This window comes from Tomitella cavernea, assembly GCF_016599145.1.
GTDB lineage: Bacteria > Actinomycetota > Actinomycetes > Mycobacteriales > Mycobacteriaceae > Tomitella > Tomitella cavernae.
In genome coordinates, this window is sequence record NZ_JAENKO010000069.1 from 1 (window position 1) to 15,471 (window position 15,471).

The window sequence follows — 15,471 nt, forward strand, 5'->3', positions numbered from 1 at the left end:
GTGCACGGCCCCGGCGCCGCCGCGCCCTCCTCCGGCCGCGAAGAGGCGCCGGGTGGAGAGGCGTCCGGCGCCGCACCGGCGCCCGGCCGCCCGGACGTCCGGCCGCCGGGCATCGGGGCCGTCGGGGAGTGGCTGGGCGCCTGGGCGCGCCGGGTCATCGACGAGGAGCCGGCGCTCACCCGGCTGGACCGGCAGGCCGGCGACGGCGACTTCGGCACCAACATGGTCGCGGCACTCGGCCGACTCGACGTCGAGGCGCTGCGCACCGCGTCCTCGCCGGCGCAGGCTTTCGCCGCGGTCTCGGATGCCTATCTGGGCCACGCGGGCGGCACGTCGGGGGCCCTGTTCGGCGTCTGGTTCCGCCGGCTCGGCAGCGCCGCTGCCGATGCCGGTGCCGACGCCGGTTCGGTCGTCTTCGCCGTCCCGGACTTGGCCCGCGGCGCGCGCTCCGGGCTCGACGCCATCACAGCGCTCGGCGGCGCGCGGCCCGGCGACAAGACGATGATCGACGCGCTCGACCCTGCGGTGCGGGCGCTGGAAACGGCGGTTGCGGACGGGCGGGATACCGGGGCGACCCCGTCGGCGGCGGCGGCTCTGTCCTCGGCGGCGGATGCGGCGGTGCGCGGGGCGGAGTCCACCGCGGAGATCACCGCCCGGCGCGGCCGCGCCAGCTACATCGGCGAGGCCGCACGCGGAGTCGTCGACCCGGGCGCACTCGTCATGGCATGGCTGTTCGAGGAGGCGTCGCGGGCGGCGTGACAGCAAGCGTCGGCGTGTCCGTCAGAGCCGACCCGACCGTCACGGCCGGGGGATGTTGCGCAGGTTGGACCGTGCCAGGCTCACGGCCTCTCCCATGCCCCCTCCGACGACCACCTTGGACATCGCCAGAGCGAACCCCTTGATCTGCGCGCCGGTGACGGTGGGCGGCATCGACAGCGCCTGTGGATCTGTGATCACCTGCACCAGCGCCGGGCCGTCGACGGCCATCGCGCGCTCGAGCGCGCCGCGCACCTGCTCCGGCTTGTCCACGCGCTGCGCGTCGATGCCGGCCGCCGCGGCGATGCCGCGGTAGTCCACTTGCGGCACGTCCACACCGAAGTCCGGCAGCCCGTCCACCAGCATCTCCGCCTTGACCATGCCCAATGTGGAGTTGTCGAACACGACGATCTTGACGGGGATCCGGTACGCGCCGACGGTGATGAGCTCGGACAGCAGCATCGACAGCCCGCCGTCGCCGGAGAGCGACACGACCTGTCGGCCGGGATGCGACAGTTGTGCGCCTATGCAGTGCGGGAGCGCGTTGGCCATCGAACCGTGCAGCGACGATGCCAGGAAACGGCGCCGGCCGTTAGGGGTGAGATACCGGGCCGCCCACACGTTGCACATGCCCGTGTCCGCCGAGAAGACCGCGTCGTCCGCGGCCACCTCGTCGAGGATCGACGCCACGTATTCGGGGTGGATCGGCACGAGATGCTCGACGTCCTGAGTGTAGGCGCCGACCGATTTCGTCATGATCGCGTTGTGACGCTTGCGCCAGCGCTCCAGGTAGCCGCGGTCGGTTTTGCGCCGGATCCGCGGCAGCAGCGTCCGCACGGTGGCCCCCACATCGCCATGCACGGGAAACCGCACCGGCGTGCGCCGCCCGATCACGGACGCGCACGTGTCCACCTGGGCGGTGGCGACGTCGTCGGGCAGGAACTGCGAATACGGGAAGTCGGTGCCGAGCAGGATCAGCAGGTCGGCATCGTGGATGCCGGCGTGCGCGGCGCCGTAGCCCAGCAGCCCCGTCATACCCACATCGAACGGGTTGTCGTACTGGATGAAGTCCTTGCCACGCAGCGAGTGGCCCACCGGCGCGCCGAGCGCGTCGGCGAGCGCCACCACCTCGTCATGCGCGTCGCGGGCGCCGTATCCGGCGAAGATCGCGACCTTCTCCGCCGCGTTGGCGGCGTCGGCGAGCATGCGCACCGCGTCGTCGTCCGGCACCAGGGTGGAGGGGAACGGCAGGGCGACCGGCGGCAGCGGCGCGGTCGCCGGCCGGGAGGCGATGTCGCCGGGCAGCGTCACTACCGCGACGCCGTCGTCGGCCGAGGCCGCCTGGATGGCCGCGCGGAACAGGTGCGGCGCCTGGTCCGTGGTGGACACGAGCTCGCAATACAGCGAACACTCGACGAAAAGCCTGTCCGGGTGGGTCTCCTGGAAGTACCCGCGCCCGATCTCGGTGCTGGGGATGTGCGAGGCGATGGCCAGCACCGGGGCACCGGAACGGTGCGCGTCGTAGAGCCCGTTGATCAGGTGCAGGTTGCCCGGCCCGCACGATCCGGCGCATACCGCCAGCCGGCCCGTCGTCTGCGCCTCCGCCGAGGCCGCGAACGCCGCCGCCTCCTCATGGCGCACGTGGACCCAGTCGATGCCGCCCTGTGCGGCGCCGCCGGTGCGCCGCACGGCGTCGACCACGGGGTTCAGGCTGTCCCCGACGATGCCATAGATGCGTCGGACGCCTGCGTCGACGAGGGACTCGACAAGCTGGTCTGCGACCGTCCTGGCCATGGCGGATCCTTACGTGCGGCGGCGGGGGATGCCGCCACGCTAACCGGAGCGGCCGCCGCGCCGTGGTGGTTTCGGCCGAGGGCGCTCGGCGATCAGACTCGCGCCGCTGCACCCGCCTCGTCGACCGACGGGACCGCGCCGGAGGCGGCGATGGTGATCGCTGCCGCATCGTCGGGGCCCTGCGCCGTCGCCTGGGCGAACTTCTTCGGCAGCAGTACGGCCGCGACCAGGCCCGCCAGGGCCACCACCGCCGTCATCAGGAACGCGACCGTCCAACCTTGCGAGGTGTAGATCGCCGCGCCCTGGGTGACCTCGACCGGAAGATCCGCCTTGAACGATCCGTTGAGGACGGTGAACATGATCACCGACAGGATGCCGGGGAGAACGCTCTGCACGGCCGCGACGATGCTCGCGGTCGAGGCCTGCAGCTGCGGCGCGACGGCCTCGATGAGCAGGTTGGGGATCGACGCGTAGGACAGGCCCATGCCCAGACCCACCAGGCCGGCGCATACCAGCAGGTACGGCTCGCTCGCGAGGTTGATGCCGGAGAGCGCGGCGCCCACCCCGGCGGCGAGCATGCCGGCCGCCATCGTCAGGCGGGGACGGCTGCCGCGGCCGACGAGGAAGCCGACGATGAGGCCGCCGACCATCGTCATACCGCCGGTGGGCACCTGGAAGACGGCGAAGCCTTCGTGGTCGACGCCGAACCCGTATCCCAAGCCCAGCTTGTCCGACATCATCACGACGTACGGAAGGATGGTGCTGAACAGGGTGCTCACGCCGTAGATGCAGCCGGCCGAGACGACGATGAGCAGCACGGAACGGCGCCGCAGCAGCGACAGGCTGATCAGCGGCTCGGGGATCTTCGACGCGGAGACCAGCCACGCGGCCAGCAGCACCACGCCGCCGATGAGCGCGACGAGCGTGCCCGGCGCGGACCAGCCCCAGGTGGGCCCGAAACTCACGCCCAGCAGGATGCCCGCGAGCCCGCCGCCGATCAGCACCGCGCCGACTATGTCGATGTGCGACCGGGTGCGCACCGGGGTCTCCGGGGTGCTGATCCGGACGAGCACGCCCATCACGGCGAGGATGATCGTGCAGAACCAGAACATGCTGCGCCAGCCGAAGTCGTCGATGAGCCAGCCGGCGAGGAACGGGGTGGGGATGGCGACCAGCCCCATTCCGGCTGTGGAGATGCTCACAGCCAGCGCGATGGTCCGCCGCGGGAAGACGTCGCGGATAAGCGAATAGGTGAGGAACAGCGGCGGAATGAGGAAGCCTCCGAGCGCGCGGCCCAGGATCATGATCCCGTAAGTGGGCGCCACCGCCGAGATGAGGAAGCCGACCGTCGCCACCGCGACGCACGCCAGCAGCACCTTCCGCTTGCCCACCATGTCCGCGGCCTTGCCCAGCAGCGGGGCGCTGACCGCGCCGACCAGCAGGAACCCGGTCATCATCCAAGCGGTCTGGTCCGTCTCATAGTGCTGGGAGATGGTCGGCAGCGCCATCGAGATCATGAGGTAACTGGCGCTGAGCAACTCCAGGATGAGCACCATCGACAGCAGAGAGAACCCCAGGCGCGGAGTCCAGCCCCCGTCCGGGGCGGCCGGGGCGGGCGTCAGCGGGGCGGTCGTCATCGTGGGACTCCTTGCGGGTGATCATCGGACACCTCGCCGGCCCCGGCGCGGAGACTGTTCGGCCGGGTCTGTCCGGCCGGCAGGCACGGGGACGGAGGTGGCCGCGAAAAGCGGCAGGCGTCACGATGCGCGTCGGAAGTGATCCGTGCCAGGCGGGTCCCACCCACCGGTATGCCCTGTGGCTTTAGGGGGTCGTTCTGTGGCGCGCGCGCATCATCCTCGTAGTGCGCCTGTTGCCCCAGCGTGTCGTGGGAAGCGGCGCGCAGCGCGGAAGCCGATCAGTGGCGTGCGGCGGCCGCTCGCTCGCCACCGACACGCACGGCGTCGCCGACGCTCACCGTCGCCGGCCGGAGCACGTCGGCGTAGATGCCGAGCGCGGGGGCGGGCGCGGTCCCGTAGCCGACGTCCAACCTGTGCCGGGTTGCGATCCGCCGCAGCATCGTCCGGTCGCGCGCCACCGTGCCGTGCTGGAGGGTCACCATGACGCACCGGCCGACGGGGATCGACGGGGCGAGACCCACGGCGCCGGCGTCCAGCGGTCCGGCCAGCCACGCGTCCTCCACGTATCCGTCGTCCCAGTCGTCTCCGCCGACGACGATGTTGGGCCGGAATCTGCGCATCGCCGCCCGGATCGGGGTGTCGTCGTCGACCAGCCGGCGCACGCTCGAGGTGGTGACGATGTGCACGGGGGCGAGGTCGTAGTAGCGACCGCGCCCGCCGCCGGTGGGCACGGCGCCGACGGGGACAGCGGACCCCGCGTCCTGCTCGGCCCGGGCCGACGAGTGAGCGATGGCCTCCTCCATGCCCTCATGCGTCTCGGGCGCCCATTCCATCTCCATGGCCATGCCGTCGGCGTCGGCGGCCGCCGCGAACTGCAACCGGAGCGGACGGCCGCACAGCGCGGAGAGGCGGGCGATGGTCGACGGGTCGTCGCCGGCCGATTCGACGCCGTCGGGCGTGGTGATACGCAGCGCGGCCGCGTCGGCCGGGTCGGCGGCGTCCGGATCCATGCGGGCGGAGCACTGCAGCAGCGAACCCCACACGCGGGTGCGCTTGGCGCTGGCGACGGTGCCGGTGGACTCGTCGACGATGGCCCATTGGTGGTCGCCTGCCAGACCGTCCCCGTCCACCAGCGCTCGGGTGAGGGGCTCGCCCCCGAGGGATTTGACCGGGTACCGCCATAACTCGCTGATGCGCATATGCTCCGCCGCCGAACCCATGTGTGATGACCTCCGTCCTCGCCGCAAGCCGGCACCAGAGGTACCTGCTGCGCGCACCGTATCCGCCGGATGGGCGTCGCGGCGTGTCGCATCCCACTGTCTTGACGAGCGCACTCACGAGCCCGGCCCGCGCACGCGGTGCGGCCGGAGGCTCCGTAGGATCGGCAACGCGTGGCGTGACCCGGCGCCACGCGCGGAGCGGAATCACCATGGAGAGGACAGCAGTGCTGCGCACCCACGAGGCCGGTTCCCTGCGAGCCGAGCACGCCGATTCGACAGTCACGCTCACCGGCTGGGTGGCGCGTCGCCGTGACCACGGCGGCGTGATCTTCATCGACCTGCGCGACGCCTCCGGCGTGGCCCAGGTGGTGTTCCGCGATAGTGCGGTGGCGGACGCGGCGCACCGCCTGCGTTCGGAGTTCTGCGTGAAGGTCACCGGCACGGTGGAGATCCGCCCTGAGGGCAACGAGAACCCGGAGCTGCCCACCGGTGCCATCGAGCTCGACGTCTCCGCGCTCGAGGTGCTCTCCGAGGCCGCGGCGCTGCCGTTCCAGCTCGACGACAACCCCGGCGAGGAGGCGCGGCTGCGGTACCGGTACCTGGACCTGCGCCGCGAGGGCCCGGGGGCGGCGCTGCGCCTGCGCTCCAAGGTCAATGCGGCGGCCCGGCGGGTGCTTGAGGGCCACGACTTCGTCGAGATCGAAACGCCGACCATGACCCGCTCCACCCCGGAAGGCGCACGCGACTTCCTGGTGCCGGCCCGGCTGCGCCCCGGCACCTTCTACGCGCTGCCGCAGAGCCCGCAGCTGTTCAAGCAGCTGCTCATGGTGGCGGGCATGGAGCGGTACTACCAGATCGCCCGGTGCTACCGCGACGAGGATTTCCGCGCCGACCGCCAGCCCGAGTTCACCCAGCTCGACGTCGAGATGAGCTTCGTCGATCAGGAGGACGTGATCTCCCTGGCCGAGCAGATCCTGACCGCGCTGTGGGCGGTCGAGGGCATCACGCTCGACGCGCCGTTCCCGCGCCTCACCTACGCCGAGTCCATGCGCCGGTACGGGTCGGACAAGCCGGATCTGCGCTTCGACATCGAACTCGTCGAGTGCGCCGACTACTTCAAGAACACCACCTTCCGGGTGTTCCAATCGGAGTACGTGGGCGCCGTGGTGATGCCGGGCGGCGCGTCGCAGCCGCGGCGCCAGCTCGACGCGTGGCAGGAGTGGGCCAAGCAGCGCGGGGCAAAGGGCCTGGCCTACGTACTCGTGCAGGAGGACGGGACGCTGGGGGGCCCGGTCGCCAAGAACATCACCGAGGACGAACGCGCCGGGCTGGCCGCGCACGTGGGGGCGAAGCCGGGCGACTGCATCTTCTTCGCCGCCGGCGCCACCAAGCCGATGCGCGCTCTGCTGGGCGCGGCCCGCGGCGAGATCGCCCGCAAGCTCGATCTCATCGACCCGGACGCCTGGGCGTTCGTGTGGGTCGTCGACGCCCCGCTGTTCGAGCCCGCGTCCGACGCGGCCGCCGAGGGCGATGTGGCGCTGGGCCACAGCTCCTGGACCGCGGTGCACCACGCGTTCACTTCGCCCAAGCCCGAGTTCCTCGACACCTTCGACACCGACCCGGGCTCGGCGCTGGCCTACGCCTACGACATCGTCTGCAACGGCAATGAGATCGGCGGCGGCTCCATCCGCATCCACCGCAAGGACGTCCAGGAGCGGGTGTTCGCGGTGATGGGCATCGGCGAGGACGAGGCTCGCGAGAAGTTCGGCTTCCTGCTCGACGCCTTCTCGTATGGCGCCCCGCCGCACGGCGGCATCGCCTTCGGCTGGGACCGGATCACGGCCCTGCTCGCCGGCGTCGACTCCATCCGCGAGGTCATCGCGTTCCCCAAGTCCGGGGGCGGCGTGGATCCGCTCACGGACGCCCCCGCGCCGATCACCTCCGAGCAGCGTGCCGAGTCCGGCATCGACTACGAGCCGGAACCGGATGCGGCCTCCGACTCCGACTCGGCAGCGGAAGTCGGCGAGGCCCACGCCGGAGCGGCCGCCGGGGGAGCGGGCGCCGGGGGCTGAGCCTCCGCCCTGCCGTCGGACCGCCTCGCCGCATGGCGGCGGGAACGGTGACGGGGCCCGCTGCGGAAGGTTCGGGGCGCTGGACCCGATTCCAGGGTAGCGTCGCAGGCGCGACGGCGATGAAATGCGTTCGGTACCGATTCGTGACCCGCGCCGACTATGTTTGATAGATGCCCGGCCGTTGCGGCCGGGTAGTTTGGGATGTGATGACCGCGACAATCGTAGACCGCATTCGGGATGGATGGCCTGACCCCGTGGACGAGGTGGTGGAGGCAGCCCAGGAGCTGCTCAAGCGGCGCACCGGTGCCGCAGTACGGCTGGTCGACGCGACGGACCTCGGCGGCGGCGGCGACACCGTCGTGCTGCGCGTGCGGGTGGCGGAGAATCCGTTCTCGCTGCCGCGCACGCTCGTGCTCAAACAGGTGCTCGGCGGGAACCGGCAGCTGGCGGACGGCCAGATCGACGAGTCGTTCCGGCGCGAGGCCGTCTCGTACCAGTTCTGCAACTCGCTGTCCGGTGCGCACCGCCCGGGTCCCGAGCTCGTCGCCTACGACCTCGACGCGCGCCTGCTGGTGCTCTCGGACCTCGGCGACGCGCCGGCGATGGGCGAGCTGCTCGCGCGCCGCGACGCGTCCGAGGTCACGCACTCGCTGATGGCGCTCGCGCAGTCACTGGGGCGCATGCACTCCAACACGTACGGCCGCCAGGACGACTACACCACTCTGCTGCACCGCACGCCGGGCGTCGACGAGGCGCACCCGCTCAACGCGCAGGCGGCGCGCGCCGCGGACGAGGTCCCCTCGATGCTGCAGGACATCCTCGCCGTCGCCGTGCCCGAGGACGTGCGGGCCACTGCGGCTCGCGGCCGCGAGCTGTTCGACGGCGGCCGGTTCCGGGCGTTCAGCACCGCGGACCTGTGCCCCGACAACATCCTCGTCAACGAGGGCGGGGTGAAGTTCCTCGACTACGAGTGGGGCGGGTTCCGCGACGCCACCCTCGACATCAGTTACGCCCTCGCGTCGTTCCCCACGTGCCTGTGCGCGCTGGAACTCAGCCAGGACCAGGTCGAGGAGATGGTCGAGGCCTGGCGCGCGGAGGTGGTCTCCGTGTTCCCGCAGCTGCGCGACGATTCGGTGCTGTATTCGCGGCTGCTGGCGGCCATGCTGCTGTGGCTCTGGCTGAGTACGTGGCTGTTCCTGGACGACGCCGGCGCGGACGTGCACGTCGACGAGGACGCCGAGGCGTGGCTGCGCCAGCACGAGCTCGCGGTGGGCCGGCGGACCGCGCTGCGCCGGCGCTGGTCGATCCTGGCGGCGTTCGCCGACAAACTCGGCGACAACGCCGTCGGCGACCACGCCCGGGCGGTGCTGGGGGCACTCGAAGAGTGACCGGCCGGAACGGGCGGCGCGGGGACGAGGACCAAGGCGGCGAGGTTCCCGGGCTTTTCGACGACGACGACCGATCCATGGGCCTGCCAGCGGCGGACGACGCCTCCGGACCGCGTCCGCCGGCGCCGGACCACAGCGCGCCGCTCGCCGTGCGGATGCGGCCGCGCACTCTCGACGAGGTGCTGGGGCAGCAGCATCTGCTGGACACGGGCGCACCGCTGCGCCGCCTGGTCGAGGGTGCCGGGGCGAGCTCGGTGATCCTGTACGGCCCGCCCGGTACCGGCAAGACCACGCTGGCCTCGCTGATCTCGTCGAGCACGGGGCGCCGGTTCGAGTCGCTCTCGGCGCTCTCGGCCGGGGTCAAGGAGGTCCGGGCGATCATCGACACCGCGAGGCGGCGCGCGGTGCACGGCACCCAGACGGTGCTGTTCATCGACGAGGTCCACCGGTTCTCCAAAACCCAGCAGGACGCACTGCTGTCGGCGGTGGAGAACCGTATCGTGCTGCTGGTGGCCGCCACCACGGAGAACCCCTCGTTCTCCGTGGTCTCCCCGCTGCTGTCCCGCTCGCTGGTGCTGCAGTTGCAGCCGCTGACCGCGGCGGACGTCGCGGCCCTGCTGCGGCGCGCGGTCGACGACGAGCGCGGCTACGGGGGCGCCATCACCGTCGACGACGACGCCGTCGACCACCTCGTCGCGTTGGCGGGCGGGGACGCGCGCCGCGCGCTCACCATCCTGGAAGCCGCGGCGGACGTGGCCGTCACCCGCGCGGGCACGGCGGACGGACCTGTCGCCGTGGACCTGAAGACGGTGGAGTCGTCGGTGGACCGCGCCGCTGTGCGCTACGACCGCGACGGGGACCAGCACTACGACGTCATCAGCGCGTTCATCAAGTCCATCCGCGGCTCCGATGTGGACGCCGCGCTGCACTACCTGGCCCGGATGATCGTCGCGGGGGAGGACCCGCGTTTCATCGCCCGCCGCCTCATGATCCACGCCAGCGAGGACGTCGGGATGGCGGACCCGACGGCGCTGCAAGCGGCGACGGCGGCAGCGCAAGTGGTCCAGCTGGTGGGGCTCCCCGAGGCGCGCCTGGCGCTGGCGCAGGCGACCATCCACCTGGCATCCGCCCCCAAGTCCGGCGCCGTCAACGGCGCCATCGCACAGGCGATGGCGGACGTCACGCGCGGCAAGGCCGGCATGGTTCCGCCGCACCTGCGCGACGGCCACTACAAAGGGGCCCAGGGCCTCGGCAACGCCGTCGGCTACAAGTACCCGCACGACGAGCCGTCGGCAGTGGTGGCCCAGCAGTACCCGCCGGATGAACTGGTCGGCGTCGACTACTACGAGCCCACCGCGCACGGCGCCGAGCGGGAGCTGCACGAGCGGCTCCCCAAGCTCCGCCGGATCGTGCGGGGCCGCTGACCGGCGGCGACGATGGCCGCCGCGGATCGCCGCGTGCACCGGCGTGGCGCCGGAAGACCGGGCGGTAAGCTGGATCCGGCCCGCGGCCGCCCTGTCGGCCGACGCGGGCACACGGCGGCAGCAGCACGAGACAACCGGCAGATTCGAAGGATTCCAGGTGCAGACCCACGAGATTCGCAAGCGCTTCCTCGACCACTATGTGAAGAACGGTCACACCGAGGTCGCCAGCGCGTCGCTGATCCTCGATGACCCGAACCTGCTGTTCGTCAACGCGGGCATGGTGCCGTTCGTCCCCTACTTCCTGGGCCAGCAGACCGCCCCGTACAGCCGGGCCACGTCCATCCAGAAGTGCGTGCGGACGCTCGACATCGAAGAGGTGGGCATCACCACCCGGCACAACACCTTCTTCCAGATGGCCGGCAACTTCTCGTTCGGCGACTACTTCAAGCGCGAGGCGATCACCTTCGCGTGGACGTTGCTCACGGGGACGCAGGACCAGGGCGGCTTCGGTTTCGACCCGGAGCGGCTGTGGGCCACCGTCTACCTGGACGACGACGAGGCGTTCGGCATCTGGCGCGACGAGGTGGGCCTGCCGGCTGAGCGGATCCAGCGCCGCGGAATGACCGACAACTACTGGTCGATGGGCATCCCCGGCCCGTGCGGTCCGTGCTCGGAGATCTTCTACGACCGCGGCCCCGCATACGGCGAAGAGGGCGGACCCGAGGCGGACGAGGACCGCTACATCGAGATCTGGAACCTCGTGTTCATGCAGAACGAGCGCGGCGCGGGGACCAGCAAAGACGACTACGAGATTCTGGGCCCGCTGCCGCGCAAGAACATCGACACCGGGATGGGAGTCGAGCGCGTCGCCTTCCTGTTGCAAGGCGTCGAGAACGTCTACGAGACCGACCTGTTGCGGCCCGTCATCGATAGGGCCGAGGAGCTCACCGGCCGCAAGTACGGCTCGGACGATGCATCGGACGTGCGGTTCCGCGTGATCGCCGACCACGCCCGCACGGCGGCGATGCTCATCCTCGACGGGGTCAACCCGGGCAACGACGGCCGCGGCTACGTGCTGCGCCGCCTGCTGCGCCGCATCGTGCGTTCGGCACGGCTGCTCGGCGCGCAGCAGCCCACCATGCGCGCGTTCATGGACACGGTGCGTGTGGCGATGGCGCCGTCGTACCCGCAGCTCGACACCGACTTCGAGCGCGTACGCAACGTCGCGGTGGGCGAGGAGACCGCGTTCCTCGGGACGCTCGCCTCCGGCTCCAAGCTCTTCGAGGACGTGGCCCGGCAGACGAAGGCGCAGGGCTCGTCTCGCATCGGCGGGGCCGACGCGTTCACCCTGCACGACACCTACGGCTTCCCCATCGACCTGACCCTCGAGATGGCGGCCGAGGCCGGCCTGGCGGTGGACCGCAACGGGTTCGCCGAGCTCATGGCCGAGCAGCGGGCGCGAGCCAAGGCCGACGCCCAGGCGCGCAAGCACGCGCACGCGGACCTGACGGTGTACCGCGAGCTGGTGGACGGGCACCCCACCGAGTTCACCGGGTTCGACGAACTCAACACCGAGGCGACCGTGCTGGCCCTCGTCCGCGACGGCGTGCGCGTGCCCACGGCCGTGACGGGCGAGCAGGTCGAGGTGATCCTCGACCGCAGCCCGCTGTACGCGGAGGCCGGCGGCCAGATCGCCGACGCCGGGGTGATCACCGCCGACGGCACCCGGCTCACCGTCGACGACGTGCAGAAGATCGCCAAGACGCTCTGGGTGCACAAGGTCACGGTCGATCGCGGCCAGGTCACCGAGGGCGACGCCGTGCTGGCCCAGGTGGACTCGTCCTGGCGTCACGGCGCCACCCAGGGGCACTCGGGCACCCACATGGTGCACGGCGCGCTGCGGCAGGTGCTCGGGCCCAACGCCGTCCAGGCCGGTTCGCTCAACAAGCCCGGGTACCTGCGCTTCGACTTCCACTGGCAGGGCGGGCTCAGTGGGCAGACCCGCCAAGAGATCGAGGACGTCTCCAACGCGGCTGTCGGCGCCGACCACACCGTCAACACCATCGAGACCTCGCTGGACAAGGCGAAGGAGATGGGGGCGATGGCACTGTTCGGCGAGAACTACGGCGACGCTGTCCGGGTGGTGGAGATCGGCGGCCCGTTCTCGATGGAGCTGTGCGGCGGCACCCACGTGGCGCACTCCTCGCAGATCGGCCCCATCACGGTGCTCGGCGAGTCGTCGGTCGGCTCGGGCGTGCGGCGCATCGAGGCGTTCGTGGGCACCGAGTCGATGCAGCACCTGGCGCGGGAGCGCGCCCTGCTGCAAGGCGTGGCCACGCTGCTCAAGGTGCCGTCCGAGGACGTGCCCGGCAGGGTGGAAAACCTCATCGAGCGGCTCAAGACCGCCGAACGCGAGGTGGAGAGGTCCAAGAGCGCCTCGCTGGCCGCCTCCGCGGGGCCGCTGGCGGACGCGGCCGAGCGCGTGGGCGCGGTGCTCCTGGTGGCGACGAAGGCGCCCGGCGGCGTGGGCGGGGGCGCGCTGCGCGCGCTCGCGGCCGACGTCCGCGGGCGGCTCGGCGACGCCGCGTCGGTGGTGGTGCTCTTCGGGGAGGACGGCGGCAAGGTGCCGTTCGTCGTCGCCACCTCGGGTGCGGCACGCGACGCCGGGATCAAGGCCGGCGACCTGGTGAAGACCTTCGCCCCGGCGATAGGCGGGCGCGGCGGCGGCAAACCCGACCTGGCGCAGGGCGCGGGCACCGACCCCGGCGGCATCGACGCGGCGGTGGCCGCGCTGCGGGCGGAGCTGACCGATCGCTGATCCGGCGCCCGCCGCGGGCTGGCGTCGCGGCAGGCGGCTCGCCATCGACGTCGGCGCGGTGCGCATAGGCGTGGCGTCCTGCGATCCCGACGGGATCCTCGCCACGCCCGTCGAAACTGTGCCGCGCGCCAAGAAGAACCATGCGCAGTCGCCGGACGTCCGCCGCATCGCCGCACTCGTGGACGAGTACGAGGCCGTCGAGGTGATCGTGGGGCTACCCCGGACGCTCCGCGGCACCGAGGGCAAGGCCACCGCGACGGTGCGCGCGTTCACGCGTGTCCTCGAGGCCGCCGTCGCCCCGGTGCCGGTACTGTTCGCCGACGAGAGGTTCAGCACGGTCACCGCGCAGCAGGCCCTGCACCGCAGCGGAGTGGACACGCGGCGTGGCCGGTCGGTGATCGACCAGGCCGCCGCCGTCGCGATACTGCAGGATTGGCTCGAGCGGGCCAAGGCCGCAGCGGCGGACGGACTTCAGACGGAGCTATCGGACTGCGACGGAACGGACGATGTGGAGGACGGCCTGTGACGGACCACCACCTCAGCGGGGCGGACGACCCGCACGCGGACGGCGACGCGGGGGCGTCCGGACCGCACCACCGGCACCGCGGTGAATACGTGTGGCCACGCGACCGGGTGGCCCCCCGGTACATCGGCGGCGCACCGGACGGCGGCGAGGAGACGGGCGCGGGCCGCGACGAGGACGAGGGCAGGCCGCCGCGCCGCCGCAGCGCCCGGACTCCGAGCCGGCACGCGCGACGCCGCGCCGGGCAGGCCGACCAACGGCGCCGGCGGCGGAGCACCGTGTTCGCGCTGGTGGGGCTGGCGGCGCTGATCGTCGTCGCGTTCATCGGGGGCAAAGCACTGCTGGGTTCGTTCTTCGGCGGCCCGCCGGACTACTCCGGCACCGGGGAGCAGGGCGTCGTCGTCGAGGTGGCGTCCGGGGACAGCACCACCGCGATCGCCAACACCCTCTACAACCGGGGCGTGGTCAAGAGTGCGCAGGCCTTTCTCGACGCCGCGCAGGGCAACAGTGCGATGAGCACGATCCACCCGGGCTTCTACCAGGTGAAGACCGAGATGTCCGGCGCGTCCGCCGTCGAGCAGATGACTTCGCCGACGGGGCGCGTGGGGGACGTCATCATCCCCGAGGGCCGGCAGCTGGCCGACATCACCACGGTGCAGGGCGACAACACGCCCGGCATCCTGCGGCTCATCTCGAACGCCAGTTGCATGGACGACCACGGTTCCCGCGACTGCATCACCGTCGACCAGCTCTCCCAGGCGCTCGCAGCCTCCGACCCGGCCCGGATGGGCATCCCGTCGTGGGCGGTCGACAGGGTGCGGGCGGTGCCGGATCCGCAACGCCGCTACGAAGGGCTGATCATGGCTGGCAGCTGGAACTTCAACCCGACGGACGACGCCGCCGCGGTGCTGCGCACGATGTTCACCGAGTCGGCGGCCGCTTTCGAGGCGGGCGGGATCTCCGACGCCGGCGCCCGCACCGGGCTGAGTCCCTACGACACGCTCGTCGCGGCCTCGCTCATCGAACGCGAGGCGCCGCCGGACGACTACCCCAAGGTGTCGCGGGTGATCCTCAACCGCCTGGCCAAGGGGCAGATGCTGCAGTTCGACTCGACGGTCAACTACGCGCTCGACCGGCAGGAGGTGGCGACCACCGACGCCGACCGGGCGCGCACGACGCCGTGGAACACGTACGCGATGGAAGGGCTGCCCGCCACCCCCATCTCCGCCCCCGGCAAGAAGGCGCTGCACGCGGCGGAGAACCCCGCGCCCGGCGACTGGCTGTACTTCGCCACGGTCAGCAAGGACGGCACCACGCTGTTCACCGAAAGCTACGACGAACACCTGGAGAACATCAAGAAGGCCCAGGCCGCGGGGGTGCTCGACAGTGGACGTTGACCTGCCCCGCAAGGCCGGCGTCCTGGGCCGCCCCATCGCCCATTCGCGGTCCCCACAGCTGCACCTGGCGGCATATCGCGCGCTCGGCCTGACCGGTTGGACCTACGAGCGCATCGAGTGCGACGCGGAGGCGCTGCCCGGCCTGGTGGGCGCGCTCGGCCCGGAATGGGTGGGGCTGTCGGTGACGATGCCCGGCAAGTTCGCCGCGCTCGCCGTCGCCGCCGAACGCACCGCGCGGGCGGAGCTCGTGGGCGCCGCCAACACGCTCGTCCGGGTGCCGGCCGGGTGGCGGGCGGACTGCACCGACATCGACGGGGCGGCCGCGGCGCTCGACGAACTGGCCGTACCGCAGGGGGACGCGCTGGCCGGCTCCGCCCCGACGGTGATCCTCGGCGCGGGCGGCACCGCGCGGCCCGCCGTCGTCGCCCTCGCCGACCGCGGC

General features: G+C 71.9%; 10 protein-coding genes and 1 pseudogene. 8 read left to right on the plus strand and 3 right to left on the minus strand.

Annotated elements, in window-relative coordinates:
• Positions 1-759, plus strand: a 759-nt coding sequence (locus JJ683_RS17265; protein ID WP_200175940.1) for a DAK2 domain-containing protein, incomplete at its 5' end; no start/stop codon positions are given.
• A gap of 39 nt (positions 760-798) precedes the next feature.
• Here JJ683_RS17265 and JJ683_RS17270 read toward each other — a convergent pair.
• From JJ683_RS17270 to JJ683_RS17280, 3 genes are all read right to left on the minus strand, one after another.
• On the minus strand, positions 799-2,550 hold the full coding sequence (locus JJ683_RS17270; RefSeq protein WP_200175942.1) for a pyruvate dehydrogenase: 1,752 nt from the start codon (positions 2,548-2,550) through the stop codon (positions 799-801).
• A gap of 92 nt (positions 2,551-2,642) precedes the next feature.
• On the minus strand, positions 2,643-4,187 hold the full coding sequence (locus JJ683_RS17275; RefSeq protein ID WP_200175943.1) for an MFS transporter: 1,545 nt from the start codon (positions 4,185-4,187) through the stop codon (positions 2,643-2,645).
• Positions 4,188-4,465: 278 nt separating this feature from the next.
• Positions 4,466-5,407, minus strand: a complete 942-nt coding sequence (locus JJ683_RS17280; RefSeq protein ID WP_207280336.1) for an MOSC domain-containing protein — start codon at positions 5,405-5,407, stop codon at positions 4,466-4,468.
• Between the two features lie 224 nt (positions 5,408-5,631).
• Here JJ683_RS17280 and aspS point away from each other — a divergent pair, with 224 nt between their 5' ends.
• From aspS to JJ683_RS17315, 7 genes and pseudogenes are all read left to right on the plus strand, one after another.
• Positions 5,632-7,479 (plus strand): aspartate--tRNA ligase, encoded by a 1,848-nt coding sequence (gene aspS / locus JJ683_RS17285; RefSeq protein ID WP_200175949.1) that lies wholly within the window; start codon positions 5,632-5,634, stop codon positions 7,477-7,479.
• Between the two features lie 254 nt (positions 7,480-7,733).
• Positions 7,734-8,867, plus strand: a complete 1,134-nt coding sequence (locus JJ683_RS17290; RefSeq protein WP_307811015.1) for a protein kinase family protein — start codon at positions 7,734-7,736, stop codon at positions 8,865-8,867.
• Positions 8,868-8,944: 77 nt separating this feature from the next.
• A complete protein-coding gene (locus tag JJ683_RS17295; RefSeq protein ID WP_200175951.1) occupies positions 8,945-10,291 on the plus strand; it encodes a replication-associated recombination protein A in 1,347 nt (448 codons plus the stop codon).
• 157 nt (positions 10,292-10,448) lie between these two features.
• Entirely contained in the window at positions 10,449-13,109 is a 2,661-nt protein-coding gene (gene alaS / locus JJ683_RS17300; RefSeq protein ID WP_200175946.1) for an alanine--tRNA ligase, read from the plus strand.
• Positions 13,102-13,635 carry a Holliday junction resolvase RuvX gene (ruvX, locus tag JJ683_RS17305; RefSeq protein WP_200175952.1) on the plus strand — a complete coding sequence of 178 codons (534 nt, stop codon included), beginning with the start codon at positions 13,102-13,104 and terminating at the stop codon, positions 13,633-13,635. Before alaS ends, ruvX begins: the two co-directional genes overlap by 8 nt.
• On the plus strand, positions 13,632-15,029 hold the full coding sequence (gene mltG / locus JJ683_RS17310) for an endolytic transglycosylase MltG (RefSeq protein ID WP_200175947.1): 1,398 nt from the start codon (positions 13,632-13,634) through the stop codon (positions 15,027-15,029). Before ruvX ends, mltG begins: the two co-directional genes overlap by 4 nt.
• Positions 15,019-15,471 (plus strand): annotated as a pseudogene (locus JJ683_RS17315) (shikimate dehydrogenase); the annotation flags it as partial. The gene mltG and the pseudogene JJ683_RS17315, both read left to right, overlap by 11 nt.